The sequence below is a fragment of the Streptomyces sp. NPDC001781 genome (assembly GCF_053596035.1).
Genome location: NZ_JBSFFI010000014.1, coordinates 21,226 through 46,306, shown reverse-complemented (window position 1 = coordinate 46,306; position 25,081 = coordinate 21,226). Strand labels below are relative to the sequence as shown.

General features: G+C 70.0%; 22 protein-coding genes and 1 pseudogene. 15 read left to right on the top strand and 8 right to left on the bottom strand.

Annotated features, from left to right (window positions below):
- Positions 1 to 75: 75 nt before the first annotated feature.
- Positions 76 to 1,044: a LysR family transcriptional regulator gene (locus ACWCV3_RS15435; protein ID WP_451223335.1), complete on the top strand. Its 969-nt coding sequence runs from the start codon at positions 76 to 78 to the stop codon at positions 1,042 to 1,044.
- A gap of 615 nt (positions 1,045 to 1,659) precedes the next feature.
- A complete protein-coding gene (locus ACWCV3_RS15430; RefSeq protein ID WP_451223334.1) occupies positions 1,660 to 2,193 on the top strand; it encodes a universal stress protein in 534 nt (177 codons plus the stop codon).
- 85 nt (positions 2,194 to 2,278) lie between these two features.
- On the opposite strand, the gene ACWCV3_RS15425 is transcribed toward ACWCV3_RS15430, so the two are convergent.
- Complete coding sequence (locus ACWCV3_RS15425; protein ID WP_451223332.1) at positions 2,279 to 2,641, bottom strand: helix-turn-helix transcriptional regulator; 363 nt, start codon at positions 2,639 to 2,641, stop codon at positions 2,279 to 2,281.
- 155 nt (positions 2,642 to 2,796) lie between these two features.
- Between ACWCV3_RS15425 and ACWCV3_RS15420 the strand changes: the two genes are divergently transcribed.
- The 3 genes from ACWCV3_RS15420 to ACWCV3_RS15410 all read left to right on the top strand — a co-directional run bounded on the left by ACWCV3_RS15420 (position 2,797) and on the right by ACWCV3_RS15410 (position 4,728).
- The gene (locus ACWCV3_RS15420; protein ID WP_451223330.1) at positions 2,797 to 3,417 is read left to right on the top strand and encodes a universal stress protein; all 621 of its coding nucleotides are present in this window, start codon (positions 2,797 to 2,799) and stop codon (positions 3,415 to 3,417) included.
- Positions 3,414 to 3,548, top strand: coding sequence for a hypothetical protein (locus ACWCV3_RS15415; RefSeq protein ID WP_451223328.1), 135 nt, complete (start codon positions 3,414 to 3,416; stop codon positions 3,546 to 3,548). Before ACWCV3_RS15420 ends, ACWCV3_RS15415 begins: the two co-directional genes overlap by 4 nt.
- A 127-nt stretch (positions 3,549 to 3,675) precedes the next feature.
- On the top strand, positions 3,676 to 4,728 hold the full coding sequence (locus tag ACWCV3_RS15410; RefSeq protein WP_451223326.1) for a TerC family protein: 1,053 nt from the start codon (positions 3,676 to 3,678) through the stop codon (positions 4,726 to 4,728).
- A gap of 492 nt (positions 4,729 to 5,220) precedes the next feature.
- On the opposite strand, the gene ACWCV3_RS15405 is transcribed toward ACWCV3_RS15410, so the two are convergent.
- Positions 5,221 to 5,379 carry a DUF7196 family protein gene (locus tag ACWCV3_RS15405; RefSeq protein WP_451223324.1) on the bottom strand — a complete coding sequence of 53 codons (159 nt, stop codon included), beginning with the start codon at positions 5,377 to 5,379 and terminating at the stop codon, positions 5,221 to 5,223.
- Between the two features lie 425 nt (positions 5,380 to 5,804).
- Positions 5,805 to 6,092: a hypothetical protein gene (locus ACWCV3_RS15400; RefSeq protein WP_451223322.1), complete on the bottom strand. Its 288-nt coding sequence runs from the start codon at positions 6,090 to 6,092 to the stop codon at positions 5,805 to 5,807.
- Between the two features lie 809 nt (positions 6,093 to 6,901).
- Here ACWCV3_RS15400 and ACWCV3_RS15395 point away from each other — a divergent pair.
- Positions 6,902 to 9,823, top strand: coding sequence for a beta strand repeat-containing protein (locus ACWCV3_RS15395; RefSeq protein ID WP_451223320.1), 2,922 nt, complete (start codon positions 6,902 to 6,904; stop codon positions 9,821 to 9,823).
- Positions 9,824 to 10,634: 811 nt separating this feature from the next.
- Here ACWCV3_RS15395 and ACWCV3_RS15390 read toward each other — a convergent pair.
- On the bottom strand, positions 10,635 to 11,633 hold the full coding sequence (locus tag ACWCV3_RS15390; RefSeq protein ID WP_451223318.1) for an ArsR/SmtB family transcription factor: 999 nt from the start codon (positions 11,631 to 11,633) through the stop codon (positions 10,635 to 10,637).
- 696 nt (positions 11,634 to 12,329) lie between these two features.
- Between ACWCV3_RS15390 and ACWCV3_RS15385 the strand changes: the two genes are divergently transcribed.
- Both ACWCV3_RS15385 and ACWCV3_RS15380 read left to right on the top strand, forming a co-directional pair.
- The gene (locus ACWCV3_RS15385) at positions 12,330 to 12,758 is read left to right on the top strand and encodes a hypothetical protein (protein WP_451223316.1); all 429 of its coding nucleotides are present in this window, start codon (positions 12,330 to 12,332) and stop codon (positions 12,756 to 12,758) included.
- 198 nt (positions 12,759 to 12,956) lie between these two features.
- On the top strand, positions 12,957 to 13,604 hold the full coding sequence (locus ACWCV3_RS15380) for a hypothetical protein (RefSeq protein WP_451223314.1): 648 nt from the start codon (positions 12,957 to 12,959) through the stop codon (positions 13,602 to 13,604).
- Here the strand turns inward: ACWCV3_RS15380 and ACWCV3_RS15375 are convergent.
- Positions 13,601 to 14,536 (bottom strand): helix-turn-helix domain-containing protein, encoded by a 936-nt coding sequence (locus ACWCV3_RS15375; RefSeq protein WP_451223312.1) that lies wholly within the window; start codon positions 14,534 to 14,536, stop codon positions 13,601 to 13,603. The two genes, ACWCV3_RS15380 and ACWCV3_RS15375, sit on opposite strands and share 4 nt — an antisense overlap.
- 124 nt (positions 14,537 to 14,660) lie before the next feature.
- On the opposite strand from ACWCV3_RS15375, the gene ACWCV3_RS15370 reads away from it, so the two are divergent.
- Complete coding sequence (locus ACWCV3_RS15370) at positions 14,661 to 15,704, top strand: saccharopine dehydrogenase family protein (protein WP_451223526.1); 1,044 nt, start codon at positions 14,661 to 14,663, stop codon at positions 15,702 to 15,704.
- An 805-nt stretch (positions 15,705 to 16,509) separates the two neighbouring features.
- On the opposite strand, the gene ACWCV3_RS15365 is transcribed toward ACWCV3_RS15370, so the two are convergent.
- Positions 16,510 to 17,103: a hypothetical protein gene (locus ACWCV3_RS15365; protein ID WP_451223310.1), complete on the bottom strand. Its 594-nt coding sequence runs from the start codon at positions 17,101 to 17,103 to the stop codon at positions 16,510 to 16,512.
- A gap of 362 nt (positions 17,104 to 17,465) precedes the next feature.
- On the opposite strand from ACWCV3_RS15365, the gene ACWCV3_RS15360 reads away from it, so the two are divergent.
- The 5 genes and pseudogenes from ACWCV3_RS15360 to ACWCV3_RS15340 all read left to right on the top strand — a co-directional run bounded on the left by ACWCV3_RS15360 (position 17,466) and on the right by ACWCV3_RS15340 (position 21,846).
- On the top strand, positions 17,466 to 18,296 hold the full coding sequence (locus ACWCV3_RS15360; protein WP_451223524.1) for a DUF4397 domain-containing protein: 831 nt from the start codon (positions 17,466 to 17,468) through the stop codon (positions 18,294 to 18,296).
- Between the two features lie 472 nt (positions 18,297 to 18,768).
- Positions 18,769 to 19,161, top strand: coding sequence for a class F sortase (locus ACWCV3_RS15355; protein WP_451223308.1), 393 nt, complete (start codon positions 18,769 to 18,771; stop codon positions 19,159 to 19,161).
- Between the two features lie 47 nt (positions 19,162 to 19,208).
- The gene (locus ACWCV3_RS15350) at positions 19,209 to 19,772 is read left to right on the top strand and encodes an RNA polymerase sigma factor (protein WP_451223306.1); all 564 of its coding nucleotides are present in this window, start codon (positions 19,209 to 19,211) and stop codon (positions 19,770 to 19,772) included.
- Positions 19,759 to 20,553, top strand: a complete 795-nt coding sequence (locus ACWCV3_RS15345; protein WP_451223304.1) for an anti-sigma factor domain-containing protein — start codon at positions 19,759 to 19,761, stop codon at positions 20,551 to 20,553. Before ACWCV3_RS15350 ends, ACWCV3_RS15345 begins: the two co-directional genes overlap by 14 nt.
- A gap of 468 nt (positions 20,554 to 21,021) precedes the next feature.
- Positions 21,022 to 21,846: pseudogene (locus ACWCV3_RS15340) on the top strand (IS5 family transposase).
- A 407-nt stretch (positions 21,847 to 22,253) separates the two neighbouring features.
- Here the strand turns inward: ACWCV3_RS15340 and ACWCV3_RS15335 are convergent.
- Both ACWCV3_RS15335 and ACWCV3_RS15330 read right to left on the bottom strand, forming a co-directional pair.
- On the bottom strand, positions 22,254 to 23,480 hold the full coding sequence (locus ACWCV3_RS15335; protein ID WP_451223302.1) for an MFS transporter: 1,227 nt from the start codon (positions 23,478 to 23,480) through the stop codon (positions 22,254 to 22,256).
- A gap of 88 nt (positions 23,481 to 23,568) precedes the next feature.
- Positions 23,569 to 24,288 (bottom strand): SDR family oxidoreductase, encoded by a 720-nt coding sequence (locus ACWCV3_RS15330; RefSeq protein WP_451223300.1) that lies wholly within the window; start codon positions 24,286 to 24,288, stop codon positions 23,569 to 23,571.
- Positions 24,289 to 24,373: 85 nt separating this feature from the next.
- On the opposite strand from ACWCV3_RS15330, the gene ACWCV3_RS15325 reads away from it, so the two are divergent.
- Positions 24,374 to 25,006: a TetR/AcrR family transcriptional regulator gene (locus ACWCV3_RS15325; protein ID WP_451223298.1), complete on the top strand. Its 633-nt coding sequence runs from the start codon at positions 24,374 to 24,376 to the stop codon at positions 25,004 to 25,006.
- Positions 25,007 to 25,081 lie beyond the last annotated feature (75 nt).

Below are 25,081 nucleotides of genomic sequence, written 5' to 3'. Positions count from 1 at the left end.
CCCCGCCCCGATCATCCAGTGAGAGATCTGACAGGCTGGTCGACGATATATGCGAGATATGGCTGGGAGGCCGGCATGGAGGCGCGGCACCTGCGGTACGCACTGACTCTCGCGGAGCACGCGCACTTCGGCCGGGCGGCCGGTGCGCTGGGCATCGCGCAACCTCCGCTGTCCAAGCAGATCGCCGACCTGGAGCGGGAAGTGGGCGCCCGCTTGTTCGATCGCACCCGCCAGGGGGTGTTTCCGACGGCTGCGGGCGCGGCCTTCCTCTCCAGGGCGCGCAGGGCGCTCGACGAGATCGCGGCGGCCTCGGTCGACGCAGCCAGGGCAGCACGCGGCGAGACGGGACGGCTGCGCCTGGGGTTCATCGCCTCGGCGCTGCTCGAACCCCTGCCGGACGTCCTCGGCCGGTTCGGCCGCGAACGGCCCGACGTGCGGCTGGAACTGCACGAGATGGCGACCAGGCGCAGTACGGCCGCGCTCGTCGCCGGCGAACTGGACGTGGCGATCGGCCTCGGCCGGCCAAGCGGCGTCGGGGCCGAGCAGCTGGTATCGGTCCCGATCGGGCACGACCACCTGGTCGCGGTCGTGAGCAGCACGCACCCGTACGCGGGTCAGTCGTCGGTGGACGTGGACCAACTGCGTCGACAGCCGCTGATCGTTGCGCCGGGGGAGGACGAGCCGGCCGTCGTCGCCGGGCTGCGGACCCTCCTGGGCAAGGACTCCCCGGCGCTCTCCGGCGCGACCATCGCGAGGGACATCCACACCATCATCGGCCTCGCCGCCTGCGGGGTGGGCGTCGGTCTGGGACCCTCTCGCATGCTGACGGCCCCACGACGGGGCACGTGGTTCTGCGAGGTGACCCCGCGCACGCCTCTGCCCGATCTGATCCTGTCCTTCAGCGCCCGGGACCGTTCCCCGGCACTGAACGCCTTCCTCGACGTCATCCGAAAGAACTGCCCCGAGGTCGGTGCCGCGCTCGACCACCGGCTCGGCCCGCTCGGACCACAGGAAGAAGGCGGCCGCGACTCGACCCCTACCTGACTTCGCCCAGCCGGACGACGGCGATGCCCTGCGTGTGCTGTTCGGGCACGCCGGTGACGCGAGCCCGGCCTTGCATGGATGAGGGCCTTCTGGCAGCGGCTGCGGCGCCTGGGGCGATCCCTGCAAGCTCTTTCGACAAATGGCGCATCCTCATGTGGTCGCGCGCCCCGGGAAGTCACCGGAAGACCATCCGTGAGGGAAGCACGTCCAACGTCGCGGTCCACGGCAGGAAGTACGGCAAGTTCGGTCTGGGGCACATCAAGGACAAGCACGTCGGGAGCGGGAAGCGCTCCGCGTGGGGGTCCAGCTCCACGATGATGAGCGGCCTGAAGGTCCTCGTCTCGGGCAAGTGGCGTGCCTCCACCACCGCGTCACATACACCGCCACCCAGGCGATCGTCGCCTGGCTCGGTGCCCGCGCGCCGGGCATCCGGGTCCACCCCGGCGCGGCTGCGGCCGCGCACGCCCGGAGGTGCCTGCCAGCGGCGGAGCGATCTCCTCGATATATGCGATCCTCCTTACGCGAAAAAAGTTTCGCGTAAGGATTGACGTACATTCCGGACGGAAGGGACGCTGGAGGTACCCCGTCTCCCCGCCCCCGGAAGGAGCGACGGTCATGAACTCCCTGCGTTCAACGCTCTCGCCCGCAGCGGACACCGGCGCCAGGCCCGGCCGGCCACCTCTGCGGTTCCCGGTGGCCGCGGTGCTGGCCGGCCGCCTCGATGACGCCGCCGTGGTCGACGTTGCGGTCCGGCTTGCCTCCGCCCGGGGTGCGCCGCTGCTGCTGATCGCCGTGATGCCCCCGCTGCCGCCACGGCTGGCGCCCCGCCCGCACGGCATGGCGGCCCGAGCGGTGCTGGGCCGGGCGCTGCCGCGCCTGGCCCGCGCCGGCGTCGCCTACGAGCCGGCCGTCTACCACCGCCCCGCGGGCCGCAAGGGGCGCCTGTATGAGGCGAAGGGCCTGCTGGACGTGGCTGTCGCCCACGGCTGCTCGCTGCTGGTGGTCTCGCGCAGCGGACCTGCGGGGCTGGACGCGTGCACGGTGATGCAGGCGGCCGCGATCCGCGGCGGCCCGTTCGTCCATGCCGCCTCACCGGCGCCCTGGGCGCCCTTGGCCGCACCCTGCCCTCCTATCCGAAGGACGTCCTGAAGGACGTCAGCCAGGCGGGGGGATCGGCCCCGGACCGTCCCACGGGGGAAGGCGGCCGGGGTCGATGGCATGCACCCTGGCGCCGCTACGGGCTGCCGGGCAGGGCTCGGGAAACGGCGTCGGGTTCGGCGTCGCCTGCGGGGGTGTCCTCGCGATGCAGGAAGGTGGCCAGCAGGTCACCGACCGGGTGGTCGGCCTCGGCGGGGTGGCGCAGGGCGACGGTGGGGTCGATGGTGTAGCGGTTGCGGCGGCCCACGCGGGTGCGGGTGAGGTATCCGGCGGCTTCGAGGTCGGCGACGATCATCTGCACGGCGCGTTCGGTGATGCCGATCCGGTCGGCGACGTCGCGTCCGCGTGCTTCGGGGTCCTGGGCGAGGGCGATCAGGACGCGGGCGTGGTTGGTCAGGAATGTCCACTGGTCGCCGCGCGCGGCAGAGGGCTGGGTCATGACCCCCACCATACGAAGCCCGCTTCGCATGACACTTCTTTCGCGAAATTTAATTGCCGAAAAAACTTTCGCATAAGTCTTGACGGGAATCAGGCGGTCGGGGGACGCTGGACACACCCCCACCACTGGCTCCGCCCCCCGGAAAGGGGGCCACGATGTCCGCCCCGGCCCTGCCCCGTCCCGCTGCCACCGGCGCGCCGGTGCTGCCGGTGTCCCTGCCGCACCCGGTCACCGCGCTGGTGACCGGCCGGCCCGACGACCTGGCCCTCGTGGACGCCACCGTGAGCCTGGCCGCCCCCCGCAAGGCACCGGTGCTGTTGGTCACCGTCCTGCCGCACCCGCAGCGGACCCCGCACCGCTCCCGCGCGGACGCGCAGGCAGCCCGCGTGTTCCTGGGCCGGGTGCCGCACCGGCTGCGCAGCGCCGGAATCGGCTGCATCCCCGTCGCCCACCGCACCCCGGCCGAGGGAGGCGGGCAGCCGCGCCTGCGGGCCGCGGGCGAGGTGCCGGCCCTGGCCGCCCGGCACCACTCCCCGCTGGTGGTCGCCTCCAGTCGGGGCCCGGCCGGCCTGGACGTGCCCAGCCTGATCGAAGCCTCCGCCGTCCGCGGCGGCCCCTTCGTCTACGCCGTCGCCCCCACCCGGTTCACCATGCCCGGCGCCGGCGCCGGCCTGGGTCCGGCCGACCTGTCCCCGGCCGGGGTACGCAACGTCTGGACGCCGGCCCAGCGGCGTGTTCCCACTGCCGCCCGGCCGGTGGCCGAGGAGGCGTCATGACCGGGCTGAGTGCGCTCGCGCCGTGGTGGCTGCTGGCGCTGGTGGACTTGGCCGTCGGCAGTGTGTGCGTCGCGGTCGCGATGCGCCTCGCGCCGCCGCACCGCCCGGCGACCGGCGTGACGGGGAGGTGAGCGCCTATGTGAAGCCCCGTCGGCGGCCCGGGCCCGGCTCTCCCTCCGCATGTCTGCCAGGGCCCGGCACCCGCCCCCTCCTCCTCTCCATGTCCTCCCCGTCTTCGTCCCAGGAAGCCGATCAACCATGAATGAACTGTCGTTCACCGTCCCGCTGTGGGTGTGGGCCGCGGTCACCGTCGGCATCGGCGTGATGCTCGCCGTCGATCTGATCGCTCACCGCGACAACCACGTGATCGGCTTCGAGGAGGCGGCGGTCTGGAGCGGTGTCTGGATCGCCATCGGCCTCGGCTTCGGCCTCATCCTGTGGGCCTGGCAGGGCGGGGATGCGTCCTCGTCGTACTACGCGGGTTATCTGATCGAGAAGGCCCTGTCGATCGACAACGTCTTCGTGTTCGCGCTGGTCTTCTCGTTCTTCGCCGTGCCGGACGCCTACCAGCACAAGGTGCTGTTCTGGGGCGTCATCGGGGCTCTGGCCTTCCGGCTGGTGTTCATCTTCGTCGGCGCCGAACTGCTGCAGGTGTTCTTCTGGACCGCCTACCTCTTCGGTGCGTTCCTGATCTGGACCGGCTGGAAGATGGCAGTCTCCAAGGACGAGGAGGTCCACCCCGACCGCAACCCGGTCGTCCGCCTGGTCAAGAAGCTCATCCCCACCGACCCGAAGTTCCACGGCGACAAGTTCTTCATTTGCGCCAGCGGCAAGCGCGTCGCGACGCTGCTGTTCGTGGTCCTGGTCGCGATCGAGGCCACCGACCTGATCTTCGCCGTCGACTCCGTCGCCGCCGTCCTCGCGATCACCACGAACACGTTCATCGTGTGGACCGCCAACGCCTTCGCCGTCCTGGGGCTGCGGAGCCTGTACTTCTGCCTGGCCGGACTCCTGCGCCGCTTCACCTACCTGCACTACGGGCTGGCGGTGCTGCTCGCCTTCGCCGGCATCAAGCTCATCCTGTCCGAGACCCCCGTCGGCAAGCTGCCTATCCCTCTCACCCTCGGCGTCATCGTCGTCACGATCACCGTCTCCATCGCCTGGTCGCTGATCGCCACCCGCGGCCAGAACGGCGAAACCCCGCACGGCGCCGACCACCCGGCCGAGGCCGCCGAGCCCGCACCAACCACTGACAGCCGCCCCGACACCCCCTCCACGACCTCGCCCCGCACGGAAGGGCGCCCGTCATGAGCACCCTGAGCCCCGGCCGGCACGGACACGCCCCGCCTGCCGCACCCCGCACCAGTCCAGGTCTACACGCTCCCCGGCCGCCCGGCCGTGTCCTGGCCGTCCCCACCGGCGCCGCGGGGGCCTTCGCAGGGGCGCGCTGCTCGCGCAGCCACGGCAACCCCACAAGATCGGTGCTTGGCCGAAGCGGCCTCCCCCGGTGGCGGGGCAGGGGTCGGAAGTAGGTGTTGCCCAGTGCTTCGGTGACGACACGCGTCTCCCTGCCGAACCGGCGAAAGTGGCTGGCCGGCTCGGCCCAGGCGCACTCTGAACACGGCGGACACGGGGTGGCGGTGGTCAGACGGTGGCGGCGAAGGCTCGGAGTGGACGGTTGGGGGCGGGCAGGATGATGTGTTGGAGACGGTCGTGCGCTGGCACGGTGTCACGATGACGCTCCTCGCAGCGCTCCGCCGTCCGTCCGCGCCTCTTGCTCCCTCGACGTGGTTGCGACCGTGTTCACCTGTGTTCGACCGTGATGGTGCCCTCCCCGCCCGCGCGTCTGTTGGCAGCCTCGGCCTCCTGCAAGGTCGTGTATTCGCGGGACACGCCGTTGGACAGGGTCAGTCGGTAGACGACGGTGGTCGAGCGGGGGGTGCCCCCACAGTTGCAGGCCACGAAACTCTCCTCTGTCTGAAAATTCCCAGTGGGACGACTTCGATTGAGTCGGTCGCCCCCTCTGCCCCCGGCGCAAGGGCCGGTGAACAGCCGCACAGCGACTACGTTCCGAGGCGGTGATCCGGCACCTTCCTCCCGGATTTCACAGGCACGGCAGGCGGTTCGTCAGTGTTGCGCTGTTGACATCCGAAAGCAAACAATGCCGCGATCACTTGACGGAATACCGGCGCGTAGATGTTCCACGCACGCCTGATCACTGCGGCCTTATTTGCCCGTTCGGTCGATCGGGAAGATGCCCTTTTCCGTGAGTCGCTACACGCGAGCGCAAGATAGTCATATTGTATGAGGGAGTATGCGGGTTGTATCGCGCAAGGCGGCCGGAACCAACGTGGTTTCACATCGGGGCGCACATCGGAGCGGACAAGTCAGTCAACGTGACTTGAGGCCACGCCGGCGATGTAGGAAAGAGTCAATGCCGCGGCAGGGATCTTGAAGGCGAGGGTGTCGCCGACCAGGAACGCCACGGGCGTGACCATGGCTGCCACCCAGATGCTGGTGCACCAACCGCAGGAGACCAGATAGGCAGGCCGGGATTCCTCGCCGAACCGGTCTGCGGTCCAGATGCGAATTCCTGCGGCCAGAGTGTCCTTAGTGACAAACCGTGTTATGCGGCACGTGGCACCCAGGGACACAAGGAAGACGGCAACATTCATACGGGCCATCGTAGGGATGATTCACCGTACGGGAATACCCCGTGAGTGCCTGCTGCTCGTTCGGCGATCGAGTCGCCAGCGGCAGCTCCTTGGTATGCATCGGTGTATTCGGCAGGCCATGCGCCGTGAATGTACTGCGGGGGCGCACAATTGACTCCTCAGAGAGCTGCTGCGTTACCGGCGCATTCGAATACCCGATTGGCCACCGCTGAAGGGTGCCGGTGACCGCCTGCCGCGGTGGTAGGCGCAGCGAAGGCATCCCGAGGCTCCCGGCGTGGGGTGTGCTCGCCGGACGTGCGTATGCCGGAGGCAACCGCATTCCGTCTGGCTCCGACCAGCACGGCGGCTCGTTCTGGTCAGCGCGACGGCCGAGGGCGGAAGACGGTGGTACGGCACGGGCGTACGCGGCGCTCCACCGATTTTCCCGAGGAGTGACCTGCCGTCACCTCGCTTTCAGAGGAGAACTGTTGGCGGCCTGCCCGCGGCGCCATCCGTAGGCTGATGCGAACATTTATGGGCAATTGTCCTCTTTGACCGCTCGCGCCGTAGCGCATGGTCGACACATGCATCCGTGTGTACCAGCGGCCTCGCGCTCGGCCGTTCAGGTGCTTCTGACGTCACCCGTCTGGCTGGCTGGCGGCGAGTCGTCGCCTACTGCTGACATCGACCGGCGCGCCGCTTGTCTCACCGGCAACTGATTCCAGCGACGAGATCGGCACGAACCGGTGACTCCCTGTCCGCCTCCTGCCCGCGCTCCCAGCCGGGCCCGGAGGACGAGGCATCAGCCGAACTCAGCAAGGAGCCATGCCATGACCGCTGTTGTCGCTCTTACGGTGGAACCGGCCCGTCCGGTCGCCCGTCAGCGGGTCACGCTCACCGCCCAGGTCCGGGTGGCCGCCGAGAAGGCCGCTCGGCTCGACCGGGTCCCCACCGGCGCCGTCAACTTCCTCCTGGACGAATCCGTCCTGGCCAGCGTCCCCGTGGACACGGACGGATTCGCCTCCCTCAGCACCGAGATGCCCGCCGGTGACCACATCGTCGGCGCGGTCTACAGCGGTGACGAAGGCACCGCGGCCGACGAAGTGGCCGTGACCGTCGAGCCGGCGCCGACGACCACCACCCTCACCAGCACACCCAACCCGTCGTTCTGCAACGGGACGGTTACCTTCACCGCGCAGGTGAACCCGGTACCACCAGCCGCCGGGGTCCCCACCGGAACGGTCACTTTCGTGGTCAGTGCGGACGGCCCGTCGCTGACCGCCCCCCTGGACGTGACCGGACAGGCCCAGGTCACGGAAAGCGGCCTGACCATCGGCACCCATCAGGCCATCGCCAGCTACAGCGGCGACACGGACTTCAGCCCGTCCAGCTCCAACCTGGTCAACCAGAGCGTCACCCTGGCTCCGTCCCAGACGGGCGTGACGGTGAACCCCAGCCCCTCGGTGTGCGGCCAAGCAGTCACCGTGTGCGCGGCGGTGACGGCAGGGAGCGGCGCGTCGGGCATTCCGACCGGCACCGTGACCTTCACCGGCCCCGGCGGCCTCAACCAGACGGTCCCCGTCGACGCCAACGGAAACGCCTGCCTCACCACCAGTTCCCTCACCACCGGCACGGTCAGCGCCCAGTACAGCGGTGACGGGTGCTTCGACGTCTCCTCCGGTTCCGCCCCGGTGACGGTCAACCAGGCCCAGAGCGCGCTTGCCCTTTCCCTCTCGCCCAGCCCCTCGGTCTGCGGCCAGGCAGTCACCGTGTGCGCGACCGTCACAGCTCTCGCTCCCGGCTCGGGCACCCCGACAGGGACGGTCACCTTCACCGGCCCCGGCGGTCTCAGCCAGACGGTCCCCGTCGACGCCAACGGCAAGGCCTGCGCCACCACCAGCACGCTGAAATCAGGAACCGTCACCGCGGTCTACAACGGTGACGCCTGCTTCGGCGGGAGCAGCAACGCGACCTCGGCGACGGTGAACCCCGCTTCCCCGCGCGTCCAGGTGAACGTCGTTCCCGACCCCTCGGTGTGTGGGCAGCCGGTCACCGTGTGCGCGACCGTCTCGGCCGCCCCGCCGAGCTCGGGCACGCCCACCGGAACCGTCACGTTCATCGGACCCGGCGGCCTGAACCAGACCGCCACCCTCGACAGCACCGGCAAGGCCTGCATCACCGCCCCGCTCCAGACCGGCAGTATCACCGCCACCTACAACGGTGACGGCTGCTTCACCGCCAAAACCACCGCCGTCCCCGTGACGGTGAACAAGGCGGCGACCACCACCGCCGTCACGGTGAGCCCCTCGCCCTCGGTGTGCGGCCAGCTCGTCACGGTCTGCGCCCAGCTGGCGGCGGTTCCTCCCGGAGCCGGCACTCCCACCGGCACGGTCACCTTCACCACCGGCAGCCTGAGCGTGACGGTCAACGTCGACGCCACGGGCCGAGCGTGTCTGGCCACCGCCTTCCACGCATCGACGACGGTCACCGCCACCTACAACGGCGACTCCTGCTTCAACGGCTCGTCCGGCAGCGGCACGGTGACGGTGAACAAGGCATCGTCCACCACCTCTCTGCTGGTCTCGCCCACCCCGTCGGTGTGCGGGCAAGCGGTCACCGTCTGCGCGCAGGTCGCGGCGGTCGCACCGGGCTCGGGAACACCCACCGGCACCGTCACCTTCTCCGGCCCCGGCGGCTTCAGCCAAACCGCGGCCCTCGACGCCAACGGCCGCAGCTGCGTCACGACCCGCTCGCTGCAGTCGGGTGCGGTGACCGCCGCCTACAGCGGCGACGGCTGTTTCACCACCTCGACCGCGTCCTCGGCGGTCACCGTCAACGCGGCGTCTTCGACCGTGGCGGTGACGGCGACGCCGAACACGTCGGTGTGCGGGCAGTCGGTCACCGTCTGCGCGCAGGTCTCCGCCGTCGCCCCGAGTACCGCGGTCCCCGGTGGCACGGTGACGTTCACCGGGCCCGGCGGGCTGAACCAGACCGCCACTCTCGACTCCACGGGGAAGGCCTGCATCACGACCACCGCGCTTCAGTCCGGCACGGTGACCGCCACCTACAGCGGCAACACCTGCTTCACCGGCGCGACCGGAACACTCCCCGTCACCGTCAACGCGGCGTCTTCGACCGTGGCGGTGACGGCGACGCCGAACCCGTCGGTGTGCGGGCAGTCGGTCACCGTCTGCGCGCAGGTCTCCGCCGTCGCCCCGAGTACCGCGGTCCCCGGTGGCACGGTGACGTTCACCGGGCCCGGCGGGCTGAACCAGACCGCCACTCTCGACTCCACGGGGAAGGCCTGCATCACGACCACCGCGCTTCAGTCCGGCACGGTGACCGCCACCTACAGCGGCAACACCTGCTTCACCGGCGCGACCGGAACACTCCCCGTCACCGTCAACGCGGTGAACACCGTCCTGACCGCAGGCCCGGCGCAGATCCGGCTGCGGGTCAACGGCTCCTTCGTCATCCCCGCGATGAGCGCCACACTCAAGACCACCGGCGGCGCCCCCGTCGCCGGGCAGACCGTCACCTTCCGCGCCAACGCGGTCGGAGGGCCCATCCTGCTGGGCACCGCGACGACGGACGCCTCCGGCGTCGCCACCCTCGCACCGCCCCAACTCACCGTGCCCAGCACCGTGATCACCGCCACCAGCTACACGGCTTCCTTCACGGGCACCCCCTGCTACAACGCCTCCTCGGCCACGGCACCCCTGAGCCTGGTCCTCTTCCCGCTCCTGCCGTGACCCACTGACACCGGTCAGTCCGCAGAAGCCGCCGCCCCAGCGCCTCAACCCGCCTGGGGCGGCGGCGTGCCAGGAATCGTCCACGGCTCCGCGCGTGCCGGCCTTGTACGGGCCGCTCCGGCTGCCTGTCGTCCAGACCTGCCTGGCTTCGTTCGTGGGCGAGGTGGATGACCCCGGGGGCGAGGACTGTGCCCTTGAAGTGCTCTGCGGTGATGGGGGGTGCTGTTTTCGGCGCCGCTGTGGAGTGTGGGCAGGGCGGCGGCCATCTCCGCGTGCGTCCACCGCCGCCCGGAGGCAAGGACATGGCTGTGGTCCATGCTCAATGCCTGTGGAGGCGGTCTCCACCGCCCGTACGGACCGCTGTCCGGACTGCTGCACGCAGGATCGTTCCACCCCTGCGGCTGCCGAGCGCCGGCGCGGGGCCGGGCAGTGCCAGGATCACTACGCAGGGCCAGGACCACTACGCAGGGACGGGCACCAGTCGGGTCACCTGGCCACGTGCCCCCGAGGCCTCGATGGCGACGTCCGGGGACCACCTCACCGACGCCATCGACCCTCGCACCCACGTCCGCCGTCGCCGTCTGGGACGGATGAGCCGGCGCACCGCCGTCTGACGTACCGCCACCTGGCTTCCGCCCCCCTCACATGTGCGAGGCGCTGGGCTTCACCGATCTCGCCTGCGGTCGGGAGTTCGATCCGGATCGCGGAGCACTCGGGCGGGCTCGCCGGCTCGAAAGCCGCCGGCGACGGTCGTGGTGCCGGACACCCTCGGTCCCGCGGTGAGCGGGGGGTGACGTCGGTTCGGTGGCGTCTACCGGCTCTGTGTGAGTCGGACTGCGTGGGGTGTCTGGCGGTAGAGGACTGTTCGGCCGGTTCGGGTGCGGGTGATGAGGCCGGCTCGGTGGAGTACGCCGAGATGGTAGGAGACGGTGGCGGGGCTGAGGTAGTGGCCCGCTGCGAGTTGTGCGGTGGTGGCTGGTTGTGTGAGAGCGGCGAGGAGAGCTGCGCGGGTGGGGCCGAGTAGCTGGGCCGTCTGGGTGGTGGGTGCTGTCGGGGTGATGCTGTCGGTGATGGTCTTCTCGCGGACGGGGTGGACGAGCATCGGGGGTCTGGTGCCGTCACGTGTGGGGTCCGCGGCGACGGCTGGTCGGGACGCGACGAGGGAGGGCACGACGATCACCTGGGGCACGGGCAGTGCGATCTGGAACCGGCTTTCGACGTGTAGGGTGCCGTCGGCCCATCGGATGTGTGGATGCAGGGAGTTGAAGAGTGTGGCCGCGCCGTGTCGGGCCAGCACGCCGGCGCATCGGTCGACTTCTGCGTCGAGGGCGTGCTTGGCTGCGTCCCAGTGCGGGGCGAATGCCAGTTCCCAGTAGCGCCGCATCTCGTCCGCGGCCTGCCGGGCGACGTGTGCACCGCCCCGTGCCATGGCCCGCCGCACTCCGGGCGGCAGCTCGGAGCCAGGTAGGCCGTTGCGCGGCCGCCCGTCGCGTAGTGCTCGTAGTTCGCCCAGCACACGCTCGGGCGGGGTGCGGCGGACCCGCTGCAGTTCCTCCTCGACGCTGGGGGAGGGCTGGACGGGATGGGGGCTGAGGAAGTCGGGGACGTACCCGCCCGTCTCCAGGACGAGTTCGCACAGTAAGGGCAGCTGGGCCCGGCGCAGCACGCGTCTGGCGCGGGCCACCCATGGGACGGCGTCGGGGGCCGGGCGTGTGCCCCAGGGCAGCAGGGTCGCGACGACCTCGTGCAACGGCGAGACGGCGAAGCGGGAACGGGCGAGCCCTGCGGCGTCCACGGTGAGCTCGATCAACGAACCTCCCGACCGTCCGGTCCCGTTGGCTTCCCGCCCCGTCCCTTCGAACCTGTTCGAATCATGGCACGGAACGTCGCGGCGGCATGCCGGATTGGCGCAGCCTGGTGGCCGGCGGCTCGATCGAGTGAACCGCGAGTCCGGCCCGTGCCGGGGGGATGGCTGCAGCAGGTCCTGCTGGACGCGTCGGGGAGGTGGATGGATGCGCGTCATGACACGTCTGCTCTGCCTTGGGCCTTCGATGCTGCTTGCAGCGGCCGGCCGGGCACCGGTGACCGGTTCGACCTGCCGACCACCCTCGCTCGTCACGACTGCCGCCTCTGCGTGGTCAGCAGTCGGCTTGATCAGCCGCCGGGGCATCCGCCCCGCACCGTCTCGGCGCTCTCCGATCCCACCTGCCAGTAGCCGGTGCCGCCCGGTGCGGAGGAGCCCCACAGCCGGCAGGAGGCCGGCGCGAGGGCCGGGCGGCGCGCGCAACGGACAGCGAGCGCGCAGGACAAGCCGACGGACAGCCCGCCATGCGCAGGGTGAAGCCGCGTCGAGGGCGGATGCCGGAGGTCTGCCGCCCCGCGGCCGGCCGGCGTGAACCACAGGACGGCTCACGTCCGCAACGCCGGTGGAGAAGCGCCACCCAGCAAATAGAGCAATGCACAGCAGGTTTCCCAGAGATCGACAGACAGTGAGAAAGGAACTCCCATGAAGCGCGCTCTTCGGTTGACCCTCGTCGCGGCGATCGCCACGTCGTCGCTTGCGGCAGTCGCACCCTCGGCCGACGCAGCCAACCGCGGCTCCGCAATCTCCCGGGGTACGACGATGTACAGGGGCGATTATCTGCACATGGACATTACCGGCTGGGCCGTGGAACTGATCATGCAGCCGGACGGAAACCTCGTCCTGAAGGCGACGAACGGCCACGTCTGCTGGGCGGCCGGCACGAACCCCGGCGGATACAAGGCCGCCTACCAGAGCGACGGAAACTTCGTCGTCTACAACAGCAGCGGCCGGGCGCTGTGGGCGAGCAACACGGTCGGCGCCTCGTGGGACACCGGTCAGACGGTCAGCATCAGCCCGAAGGGGATGCTGTACGTGGGCTACAAGAAGATCTCGACCTGCTCCTGGAAATGACGCGCACTCGACCAACGCGCACGCCTCTCGGTACTCCGGTCGTCCGACGGGGCCATCGTGGAGTTGCGGGTACGCGCCGTCGGAGTGGGAGGTGCTGGCGCTGCTGAAGGCGGTGGGCCGCTGACGGCGTGTTCGCCGAGAGCGCCCTTGTGGGTCCACGCCTTCCGAGCGTCGCACTGGGCCGTTCGGCCCGGGCGCGTGATGGTCGTGCGCGGCGCGGGTGCGCCAGTCGAGCACCTGCTCGCGGGTCAGGTCCTCGAGGACCAGTTCCTGGTCGTCGTCGACGTCCGGGACCTCCGGGGCCGGGGTGGCGGTGGTCGGACGGGGTGCGGGGAACACGACCGGGGCCACCGGCGCGGCCGGGACCTCCGCCTTGGGCTGCGCGGCCGCGGCTTCGGCACGAGCTTGAGCTGTGGCGGCCTGCCGGGCGCGGACCTGGTCCCACTCGTGCGCCTTCGCCCACGCCTTGGCCGTCACGTTCTGGTGCAGTTGCTTGGCGGTGGCCGCCTGACGTTCCGCCTCCGAGGCGCCGCGCATCGCGGTGTCGACGGCGGTCGCGACCGCGCGGCGCTGGTCCCGGCGGTCGGCCTGCTTCTCCGCGCACCGCGGGCAGTCCTGTCCGGAGTCGAGCAGCATCCGGTCGTCGCACCGTACGTCGCCGCACTGCTGACGCTGCGGCAGACCGATGCCGGTCAGCCAGCCCACCGGGTCCTTGATCGGCCGGGCCAGCCGCATCTGGTCGGACAGTCGTCGGGCGAGTCGGTCGGCGAGGACCTGCGGCGCATCGGTGCGGCCGGCGAACCCGACCACCCTGCCCAGCTCGCTGCGTGCGGCGGCCTCCACTAGGGGCGGAAAGTGCGGCGGTAGGTGTCGGGTGGGACGCCGACGCTGCGGTGGAAGTGGCGGCGCAGGGTGGTGGCGGTGCCCATGCCTGTGGCCACGGCGATGGTGTCCACGGTGGCGTCGGTGGTTTCCAGCAGTTCTTGGGCGTGGCGGATGCGCTGGGTGTGCAGCCATTGCAGTGGTGTAGTGCCGGTGAGGTGCTTGAAGTGGCGGCTGAGGTGGCGTGAGCTCATGCGGGCTTGGCGGGCCAGATCCTCTACGGTGAGCGGTTGGTCCAGTCGCTCCAGCGCCCAGGGGAAGAGCTCGCCCAGGGGGTGGTTGCCCGGGGAGGGGACAGGCGTTGCAATGAACTGGGCCTGGCCGCCGTCGCGGTGTGGCGGGACCACGAGGCGTCGAGCGATCTTGTTGGCGATGGCCGCGCCGTGGTCGAGGCGTACCAGGTGCAGGCACAGGTCCATGGCGGCGGCCTTGCCTGCGGAGGTGAGGACGTCGCCGTTGTCGACGTAGAGAACGTCTGGATCGACGGTGGCGTCCGGGTGGCGCCGGGCGAGTTTGCGGGTGTGGGCCCAGTGTGTGGTGGCGCGCCTGCCGTCGAGCAGTCCTGCCGCGCCCAGGACGAAGGCGCCCGTGCACAGTGAGGCCACGCGGGCACCGGCCGAGTGGGCCGCACGCACGGCCTCGACCAGTTCGACGGGCACCTCGCGGTCGGTGTCGGCCCAGCCGGGGACGATCACCGTGTCCGCGTGCGCGAGGTGGTCGAGTCCGTGGTCGGGTTCCAGGCGGAAGCGGTCGACGCGCACCGGACCGGTCCCGCAGAGGGAGAAGTCGTACCAGGGGTCCACGATGTGGGTCAGGTCGGCTCCGAAGACCTCGACGGCCACGGACAGCTCGTAGTGGAGCATGCCGTCGGTGACGGCCAGCGCGATACCAGGCATGTCCGAAACTGTACGTGGCATGTCGTTTCCGACACTCGTACGGGGTGCTGCCGACGGACAGGATGTGGGTGTCAGGCCGCTGCCGACCGGCATCGCAGCGGTCGTTCGAGGACGAGAGGGTGTCATGGGGTCAGGTCAGCTGGTGGCGGTGTTCGGCGCGTACGGTCACACTGGGCGGTTCGTGGTGACGGAGCTGGCCGCGCGTGGATTCGTCCCTGTGCCGTCCGGGCGCAACGCGCAGGCCTTGGAGGACCTGGCCGACGAACACGGGCTTCAGGCCCGGGTCGCGTCGGTCGAGGACCCGGCCTTGCTGGACCGGGCCCTGGCGGGAACGGCGGCTGTCGTCAACTGCGCCGGCCCCTTCGCCTCGACCACGGGCCCCGTGATCGAGGCCGCGCTGTGCGCGGGAATCCCATACCTGGATGTGGCCGCCGAGCTCGAGGCGAACCTCGACACCTTCGCCCACTACCGCGAGCGGGCCCGGGACGCTGGAGCGGTGATCGTCCCGGCCATGGCCTTCTTCGGCGGTCTCGGCGACCTGCTGGCCACGGCGGCGATGGGCGACTGGACCGAAGCCGACGAGGCCCACATCGCCTACGCGCTCAGCAGCTGGCACCCCACCGCCGGCACCCGGCTCTCGGGCGCGGTCTCCCGCGAACGGCGCGGCGCCAACCGCCTGCGCTACAGCGGCGGACAGTGGGAGCACCGCACCGACGACGCACCCAACTTGGAGTGGGACTTCCCGGATCCGGTGGGGCCCCGGCCGGTGATCGGAGAGTTCACGATGGCGGACGTCGTCACCGTCCCCCAGCACCTGTCCATCCTCGACGTGACCAGCTACATGAGCGTTGAGGCGGCCCGCGACGTCGCCGCCCTCCATACGCAGGCCCCGACCGCCGCCGACAAGAGCGGGCGTTCGGACCAGACCTTCCTCGTCGACGTCGTCGTGCGCTCGGGCCGAGCCGAACGCCGGGCCACGGCCGGCGGCCGGGACATCTACGCCGTCACCGCGCCCCTTGTCGCCGAGGCCCTCGATCGCGTCCTGACCGGCCGGACCAAGACCATCGGGGTTGCCTCCGCCGGCGAGATCTTCGACGCCCCGGACTTTCTGCAGGCACTTGCCCCGCACATCGCACTCGACCTGAACCTGCAGAAGCAGGTTGCCTGACATCAGCCATCTGCCCGGCTGTTGGCTGCTGGCGGCGAGCCATGACGGCACAGGCGTCGGTGTCGCTCGATTCCCTCACTCTCACGGTGCTGTCCGATCTGCTGAACAACCGCTGCTCAAAATCGGGTTCTGGCACAGATCTCGGAGAGTTGTCGCGGAGGGTGACGGTGCCGTTCGATTGAGGGCGCGGGTCCGGGGACCGTCAGCGTTCTCGCATTCTGGTCCACCATCAACCGAACACCGCCAACTCAATACTGTTGGGGTCGGGCAGGGAGCGGGGCTCGAATTCCTCATCGATGCGTGTGATCGGTCGAGCAGCAGCCCGTCCAGCGGCCCGCGGATCAACGCGGCGTACGTTTGATCCGGCAGCGGCCCGGGATGGCTCGTCGTGATCGGGGCAGTACACGCGGCCATGCACCAGCTGCTCGTCATCGGCGTTCATCCGGCCAGCGCTCGGCCAGCACCGACCGCGGAAGGCCGCCGGCGGCCGATAGTCCCGCCCCTCCCGCCGGACGGGAGAGGGCGAAGGGGCTCTCCCGCGCGGGCGTCGGACGCAGGGCAGCTGGTCGGGAACGGCCAGTGATGCGAACCCCACGGCGGATCAGCGCAGTGAAGCTGTCGACCTGACAGGCCGGCGGCTGCTCCTGGGCGAAGCGGCGCAGCGCCCAGTGCACGCCATCGCGCAGTTGGCTGTCGGTCAGGATTCTTCAGGCCGGTGACCGTCTTTCCGGTGACGGGCCGTCTGCGTAGAGGTGACGCAGGCGGTGCCGCGGATGGGGCACCGCCTGCTGGTGTGTGGTGTGGATCAGAAAGTGGGGTGGGTGTCGGCGGTTCCGATGGTCAGGCCCGTGCTGAAGACCTTGGTCTTGAGGGTGGTGTTGAGGGCGCCGGCTGCTTCCTTGGTGAGCTTGAGGGTGACGTTGGTGGCGTCGGCCTTGTGCTTGCCGAGCTTGACGTGGGCGGTTGACAGGTCGAGCTTGAAGACGGGCACGCGGGTTGTGGTGCCGGCGACGAGGCCGGTCAGCCGGCCCTTGGTGAGGTCGACAGTGAAGTTCTTGACCTCGAGAGAGCGGCCGTTGAAGACGTTGGTGAACTTCAGCCCGCCGCTGTGCTTGATCTTTCCACCGAGGGGCGTGGTGGTCAGCTGGCCGCCGGTGATCGGGTACGTGGCCTTCAGGGTGGGCTTGCCCCCGACGGTGGTCAGGCCGGGCTTGCCGGGGCGGGTGACGATGGGGGCGATTCCGTTGGACAGCAGCGCCTTGGCGATTGCCGGAGCCACCGTCACCGAGGTGTGGCCGCTCTTGACGTGCACGGTGTGGGGGGCAGCCGAGGCGGTGGGAGCGGCGATCACCAATGCCGCGACGGCAGACGCAGCGGTGGCAAGTACGGTGCGGGTCATGGCAGTTAACTCCTGAGGTCAGCGGTACCCGGCGAAGCGGATGTCGGGGACGTGTTCCGCCACTGATGTCGCAGTGGATGCACTTCCGAGTGGAGCAAACGGCGCCCGCCTGATTAATCGAAGGACCCGCACCAGGTGGCAGACGGCGTTCACCGCTTCCTGCCGCGGGCTGAGGTGCCTCTGGCCTCGTCGTGCGGTGCGGCATGAACAGACTGGTGACGCTGACCCGCTCACGCTCGACGGGCTGCTGCCCGGTCTCCCCTCGTTTTCTGGATCGTCGGAGACGCTGCAACCGATGTGGGGTGGGTGGCGGAATGCGTCCTCGACTCATCCGCTGGTTGCTGTTCGAAGGGAAGGCCGTCATGGGCGTTCGCGTTACGGGTGCCGCTCTTACCGCAGGGATCGTCGTCGCTCTGTCCGTGGTCGGGGGCGGGGCCGCCATTGCCGGCCCGCAGGCAGACGGGGGGCAGGCCACGGTGTCGGTCCTGCATGCCGTGCCCGGGCTCACGGTAGATGTGTACGCGGGTGGCAAGGAGCTGATCCCCGACTTCAAGCCGGGCACGCTCACCGATCCGATGAAGCTGGATGCCGGCTCCTACGACATCAAGATCTTCAAGGACGGTGACGGCCCGAAGGGGGTACCGGCCATCGAGAAGACGGTGGACGTCCCGGCGGGCGCGAACGCCACACTGGTCGCGCATCTGGCTGAGGACGGCAAACCGGTCCTGGATGCCTTCGTCAACGACGTCTCCAAGGTCCCTGCGGGCAAGGCCCGGCTGACGGTTCGGCACGTTGCCGCCGCGCCGGCGGTTGATGTGCGCGCGGGCAAGAAGCCTGTGCTCAAGGACCTCGTCAACCCCAAGGAAGCCAAGCGTGAGGTACCGGCCGGAACCATCTCCGCCGATGTGACTCTGGCCGGCACCGACACCGTGGCCATCGGTCCTGCGAACCTCAGCCTGGCCGAGGGGTCGAACACGGTCGTCTACGCGTGGGGAAGCGCCAAGGACAAGAGCCTCGCGCTGAAGACGCAGACGCTGACCGGTTTGCACTCGGCTCCAGGCGGCGTTCCGGCAGGCGGCAGCGGGCAGGCGGTGTCGCACAACGAGACCGTCCCGTTGGGCGCCCTCACCCTGGGAGGCACCTCCGCGATCGCGGCCGTCCTGCTGATCCGCAGGCTGCGCGTCAGCCGCTGAGCCGAACGCGTTTGTCAGCAGACCCGGCCTGTCCGGGGTGCCGCCGCCCGCAGGTGGCACCCCGGCTGTGAGCGAGCACGGTCGCCGATACCCGGCCGGCGTTCTGGACCGCGATGCCGGGTCGGGTACTGGCCGGCGGCTCGCGACGCACCAGCACAATCGCCTCCGATTCTGAAAGTGAAGGTGTTTCATGAGCAGCCCCTGGTCCAGGCGTGCCCTGTGGGGGGCGCTTTCGCTGGCGCTCGCAGGGCTTGCAGCTGCAGGGGCGTGGGCGGTTGGGACGCGCATGGCAGATGCGAGGAGTGTCTCGGACTTCGGCGCAGCACCGCACAACAGCGGTCCATCGGAGCCGAGACCGCGTTCGGCGTCATCGAATCCGCCCGTTGTTGAACCGTCTGGCAGGGCTGCCGAACCTTCCGTCCCGCTTTCGCTGTCGATACCCCGGCTGGAAGTGAAGGCTTCGATAGACGCGGTGGGGGTGACGAAGGCGGGACAGGTCGAGGTGCCCGCCGATCCAAAGCGGGTGGGCTGGTACCGCTTCTCACCGGCGCCGGGCGCGTCGTCGGGATCGTCAGTGGTCGTCGGGCATGTCGATTCGAAGGGGCGCGGACTGGGCGTGCTCGCCGCGTTGAACAATGTCCGCCGCGGCGACATCGTCCGGGTGACACGTTCCGCGGGCCGCCCCGTCGACTTTCGGGTGGTCTCCCGCCGAACGGTGGCGAAGGACGCCGTGGATGCGGCCGGTGCATTTCGTGTGCAGGGGCCGGCGGTGCTGACGGTGATCACGTGTACCGGCCCGTATGTCGCCAGCGAGGGCGGCTATCAGAACAATCTGGTCGTCACCGCAGAACCGGTGAACCGATGACGACCCTCTGGACCGGATCCCAGGTCCTGGCGGCTACAGTGGCTACGGTGACCACACCTTTGTCCGACGACCTGCTAGCCGACGGCTTCGCCGACGGGGACGAGGCATGTCTGAACGAGGCCTACCGGCGCTGGGGAGCGCTGCTCTTCACCATCGCTTCCCGCAAGCTCGGTGATCCGGAAGAGGCCAGGGATGTTACGCAGCAGGTGTTCGTCGGTGCCTGGAGGGGCCGTAAGAACTTCAACCGTGATCGCGGCTCGCTCAAGACGTGGTTGGTGGGCATAACGCACAAGAAGATCATTGATGCGCTTGAGCGGCGGTCGCGGCATATACGGGACCAGCAGGCTGTCGCCGCGTTCACCGTTCCCGACAGCGGGGGGCACCGGACCGCGACGGCGGATGCGGTCGTCGACCATATCGTGGTCATGGATGAACTCGATCAGTTGCCTGCACCCCAACAGACGGTGCTCAGACTGGCTTTCTACGAGGACTTGAGTCAGTCGCAGATCGCCGAGCGGACGGGTATGCCGCTGGGGACGGTCAAAAGTCATACACGGCGCGGGATGATGCGCTTGAAGCATCGACTGGAGGTGGACAGTGAAGCACGCTGACGAGGAGACGCTGGTCTTGATGGCGCTCGGAGAGCTGCCCACGACCAGCGACGACCTCCACCTCCAGACTTGCCCGGCATGCCAGAGGGAACTCGAATCCCTCCGCCGCGTGGTCACGACAGCTCAGGCACCGGACCCTGACGAGGCCGACCTGCTCCAGCCTCCAGCGCAGTTGTGGACTGACATCGCGGCCGAGCTCTCCCTCATCGAGGCGCCTGCCGACCCATTCCCTGCCGCCCTCGACGAAGAACTGAACGCCATCATCGCTGGTGAACCTGAACGCGCCCAGCCGCCTGCCGAGCCCAGCGCGCTCACACCGGGAGCAACGCGTTGGCGGCGGGTTCGTCGGCCGGCGCGCTTCAGTGTCGTCCTGGCCGCGTGCGCGGCGCTGCTCGGTGCTGCGGCAGGTAGCACGGTCACCTGGTGGGCGACCCGCAGTGACAGCACGGCAGCAGCCGTCAACGCCAGACGGCTGGACTCTCTGCGGGCCGCATCCACGGGCTATGCCAGTCTGCGCGGTACGCAGACGCACCGCAGCCTGGCCATTCAGGTCAAGGGACTTCCCTCCACGTCGGGCTACTTCGAGGTGTGGCTCATGAACCGCTCCCACACCAAGCTTGTCTCCATGGGCGTCCTCAACCCCGACGGACATGCCTCGCTTCCGGTGCCGGAGAACATCGACCTGAGCGAGTACTCGGTCGTCGACGTTTCCATCCAGCCCTACAACGGCAAGCCCGATCACTCCGGCAAAAGCATCGTCCGTGGCCCCTACGCCGGCTGAAGACTGCTGACCCCGACTGATGGCGAGCGGCGTGCGCGTCCGCGCCGCCTGACCGGCGCCCGTGGAACCCGCGAGCGCCCGCCGCGCTACGCCCGCGTTCCTCGGTCCGTGTCGAACCGCAGCAGGGGAGCGAACTCCTCCCACGTGTTTTCCCGCGATTCCACGATTGCCGGACCGCTCCCTGCCTCAGGCGCCGGCGAGGTCTGGGAACCGGTTTCGCATCGGGAGCTGATGGTCGGCCTCTGAACTGCGGCATGGCGATGACCGAGTGACCCTGCCGCTCGCTGCCGGGCGTCGGGCAGACCGAGCACCGCGAAGTCGACCGTCCCGAAGGTCCTCAGAGGGCGTCGAGTCCCGTTCCTGGTGATGTGGTGTCGCCCGTTCGTGGGTGATGGGACGGTTCTGTCCGCACGCCATGTCGTGTGCATGAGGGGTCGCGGGCGTGGAGGGATGCCGTAAGCAACCGACTTGTCCGACGAGCAGTGGGCGTTGATCGAGCCGCTGGTCACCGCGTGGAAGCAGGAGCGGGTGGCGCGGTCGGCGACCGGGGACGCGGGCTCCTGCGATCTGCGCGAGGTCGTGAACGCGTTGCTCTACCAGAATCGGACGGGCTGTCAGTGGCGGCTTCTGCCGCATGACCTCCCGGCCTGGTCGGCGGTGTTCTACTACTTCAGCCTGTGGCGCCAGGACGGCCTTGGCCAGCGGATCCAGGAGATCCTGCGCTGCCAGGTGCGGGAGAGATCCGGACGATCAGAGGACCCGTCCCTGGTGATCATCGATACCCAGTACGTGCGCGTGGCGGCCGGGGTACCGAAAAAGACGACGGGGCCGGACGTGAACAAGAAGACGCCCGGCAGGAAGCGGGGACTGGCCGTCGACGTGTGGGGCCTGGTCATCGGTGTGATGGTCCTCGCCGCGAGCGCGCACGACACGAGGCCGGCATTGCCCTGCTGGACCAGGCATCCGAGCGATGCGGGATGTGCCTGGAGAAAGCCCTGGTCGACCAGGGCGTCAAGGACGCCGTGATCATCCACGGGGCAGTGAAGGGCATCACCGTCGAGGTGGTCCGCCGCAACCCCGGCGACGAAGGCAAGGGCTTCGTCCCGCAGCCGAAGCGGTGGGTGGTCGAGCAGGTCAACGGCACCCTCATGCTGCACCGGCGCCTCGCCCGCGACTACGACCACCGACCCGACAACGCGGCATCCCGCGACTACTGGGCCTCCACCGCCGGCATGCTCCGCCGCCTCACCACCTTCCCCCACCTGGCGGGACGACGTGGAACTGGCCGCGTGAACGTCGGCGAACTCCTGCGGCTGCTGCAGACCGAACACGATGACACCGTTGCACGAGTCGACCACCTGCGCGAGCAGATCGAGCGGCTCACCACCACCCTCGCCGAGACCGAAGCCCGCCTGGCCGAATCCACCGCCACCCGCAAGGTCATCGACGGCCTCACGCCACCCGACCACGGAAGGGCCCTCTCGGAGTCCGCCACCGCGACCGTCTACCAACGCATCGTGACTGCGTTCGACGACCACCCCGGGCAGGTGTTCCGCGTCCGTGGTCTACACGAACACCCGGGCCTGCCCACCGACGAGCCCTCGATCAACGTCACCCGCTCCCGACTGGGACCACTCGTCCGCCAGGGGCTCCTTGAACACCCCGGACGCGGCCGCTTCAGAAACGGACTTAACGCCCTCTCAGTGCTGCCTGTCCGCGGGCGCGGGGTGTTCGCCGTGGTCTTGCCGTCCTTGCCTGACCGGCGGTGTGCTGCGTGTGGTGTGGGTGGAGCGGTGGTGGGTGAGGGTTGCGGCGGCGAGGGGGATGAGGGTGGCGGCGGGGAGCGCGGCTGCGCCGGCCATCGCGAGCACCGCGCTGCCGAGCAGGGAACCGGCGCTGATGCCGATGTAGAGGGCTGAGGCGTTCAGAGCCAGGACCATGGTGCGGTGGTGGGGCGTCAGAGCGACCAGGCGGGCTTGCTGGGGCGCCATGAACAGTTGGCTCGCTGCCCCCCACACACCGAACAGGACCACTACCCAGGGCAGGTGGGTGGGGATGATCAGGAAGGCGGTGAAGGTTGCGGCGAGAGCGGCCAAGGCGGTGGTTACGGTTGCGGGTCCGCCGATGCGTTCGTGGACGCGGGGGGCAAGGGCGTTGCCCGCGATGCCGGCCAGGCCGAAGACGAGGAGGGCGGCGGCGACACCGTGGGCTGAGGTGTGGAAGCGGTCGGTGAGGTAGTCGCCGACGACGCTGTAGAGGGTGAACTGGGCGCCCATGAAGGCCAGCGTGGTGCCGATCGCGGAGGGCACGCCCCGCGCGGTGATCGTGGCGCGCATCGCCGCCCGGGTGGCGGGGGCGTCCGCCCGTACGGGCGGCAGCGTGAGTGAGACGGCGGCGAGGGCGAGCAGAGGCAGTGCGGCGACGCTCGCCAGGGTGGGCCGCCAGCCGACGGCGTCACCCGCGAGCGCGCACAGAGGCACCCCCAGGACGGTGGCGGCGGTCATGCCCGCGAAGACGGTGGCCAGGGCCCGGGTGCGCCGTTCCTGCGGCACGATCGCCGAGCCGGTGGAGGAGGCGGCGGGGACGAAGACCGCGCCTCCCAGTGCAGCGAGGACGCGTCCCGCGGTCAGGACGGCGTAGCTGGGGGCCAGGGCGGACGCCGCACCCCCCGCGATCATGACAAGGAGTCCGGTCACGAGCAGTGCGCGGCGCGGTATTCGGCCGAGCAGCATGGGTGCCAGGGGGGCGGTGACGGCGAAGGCAAGGGCGAAGGCGCTGACCAGCAGGCCCATCCGGCTGGGGGGTGCGTGCAGGGTGGAGCCGATGGGTGCGCTGAGGGCCACGGTGGCGAGGGACGTGGTGCCGAAGGAGAAGTACCCCAGCGCCAGTGCCCACAGAGCGGGAGTGGGGTGGCGGCGCGGTGCCATGGCGGACTCCTTGAGGAGAGGAGACGGGGGTGCCGGCCGGCACCCCGCTGGAGGGGTGCGGGGTGCCGGCCGGCGGTGTGCGGGGCGGTCAGCGGGCAAGATGCGCTCCGCCGTCGGCCGGGAGGATGTGGCCGGTGATGAACCCGTTGTCCAGGAGTGCGGCGATGGCGGCGGCGACTTCTTCGGGGCGGCCGATCCGCCCGGCGGGCAGGTTGCCCGCTGTCGCGGCGAACACCGCTTCGCGTTCCTGGGCGGGCAGGGAGTGCCACCAGGGGGTGTCGATGACGCCAGGGCTGACGGCGTTGACGCGCACGGGTGCCAGTTCGGCGGCGAGCGGGCGGACGGCCGCCTCCAGGGCGCCGTTGACCGCGGCCAGTCCGGTGGTGCCGGGCATGGCTGCCAGTGCCGAGACGGCGGTCACCATCGTGATGGAGCCTGTTGCGGTCAGGTGCGGGAGGGCGGCCTGGACGGTCTGCAGTTGGGCGAAGGTCTTGGCCTCGAAGGCGCGGCGGACGGCGTCCAGGTCGAGGGAGGCGAAGGGGCCGCCGCCTTCGCCGCCGCTGGCGCAGACGACGAGGTGGTCGAGGGGACCGTGGGCGGCGAAGAAGCCGTTCAGCGCGGTGCGGTCGGTGGAGTCCACGGCGCCGGTGCTCAGGGCGGGCGCGTCGGCGGCCAGTGCCGCCAGCTTGTCGGCCGACCGCCCGGTCGCGGTGACCTGGGCGCCGTGCTCGGCCAGGAGCAGGGCGGTTTCCCGGCCGATGCCGGAGGTGCCGCCTACGACGACGACGCGGGTGTCCTTGAGGGTCATGGCAGTGATCTCCATTTGTCGGTACTGCGGGTCTCGTCTTTGAGTATTGCCGGTACTGCCGGTTTCGTCAAAGTAGGATGAGCCCATGAACCACGACGATCACAAGCAGACCCCGTCGCGGCCGCACACGGGACGCACGCGCAACGCGCTGGCGCGGCAGGCCGTGCTGGAGGCCGCGCTGGACCTGGCCGCCGAGGATCTACCCGGCCTGACGGTGAACCGCATCGCCGAGCGGGCGGGGGTGGGCAAACAGACCATGTATCGGTGGTGGCCCTCGAAATGGGCCGTCCTGCTCGATGCGCTGCTGGAGCGCGCGGAAACCGAGGTGCGCGCCGACGACGCCGGCGAGCGGGGCCCGGATCCGGTCGGCTTCCTCGCCACCCTGTTCGCCACCGTCGGCCGGCCCGACGGCACGGCCGACCTGCTGCGAGCCCTGATGGCGCAGGCTCAGGTCGACACCGAATTCGCCGTCCTGTGGCGCGAGCGCTTCATCCTGCCGCGCCGCCGCGCGCTGACGGACGTGCTCGCCAAGGCCCGAGGCGTGGGGCTGCTGCCCGAGGCGACGGACGTGGAGACGGCATGCGACCTGCTGTTCGGCGGCATGTGGTACCGCCTCCTCGTCGGGCACGCCCCGCTCGACGCCGCCTGGGCCGCCCAGGCGGTCCGAGCCCTCGGCGCGTCCGGTGGGGCACAGCCTGTGTCGACCAAGAACTCCTGACGAAATGATCTCCGAGGTGGTTGGATCACGGCACACTCCCCAGTCGGCAGCAGGGAGCCCCCGAACTCGCGAGGA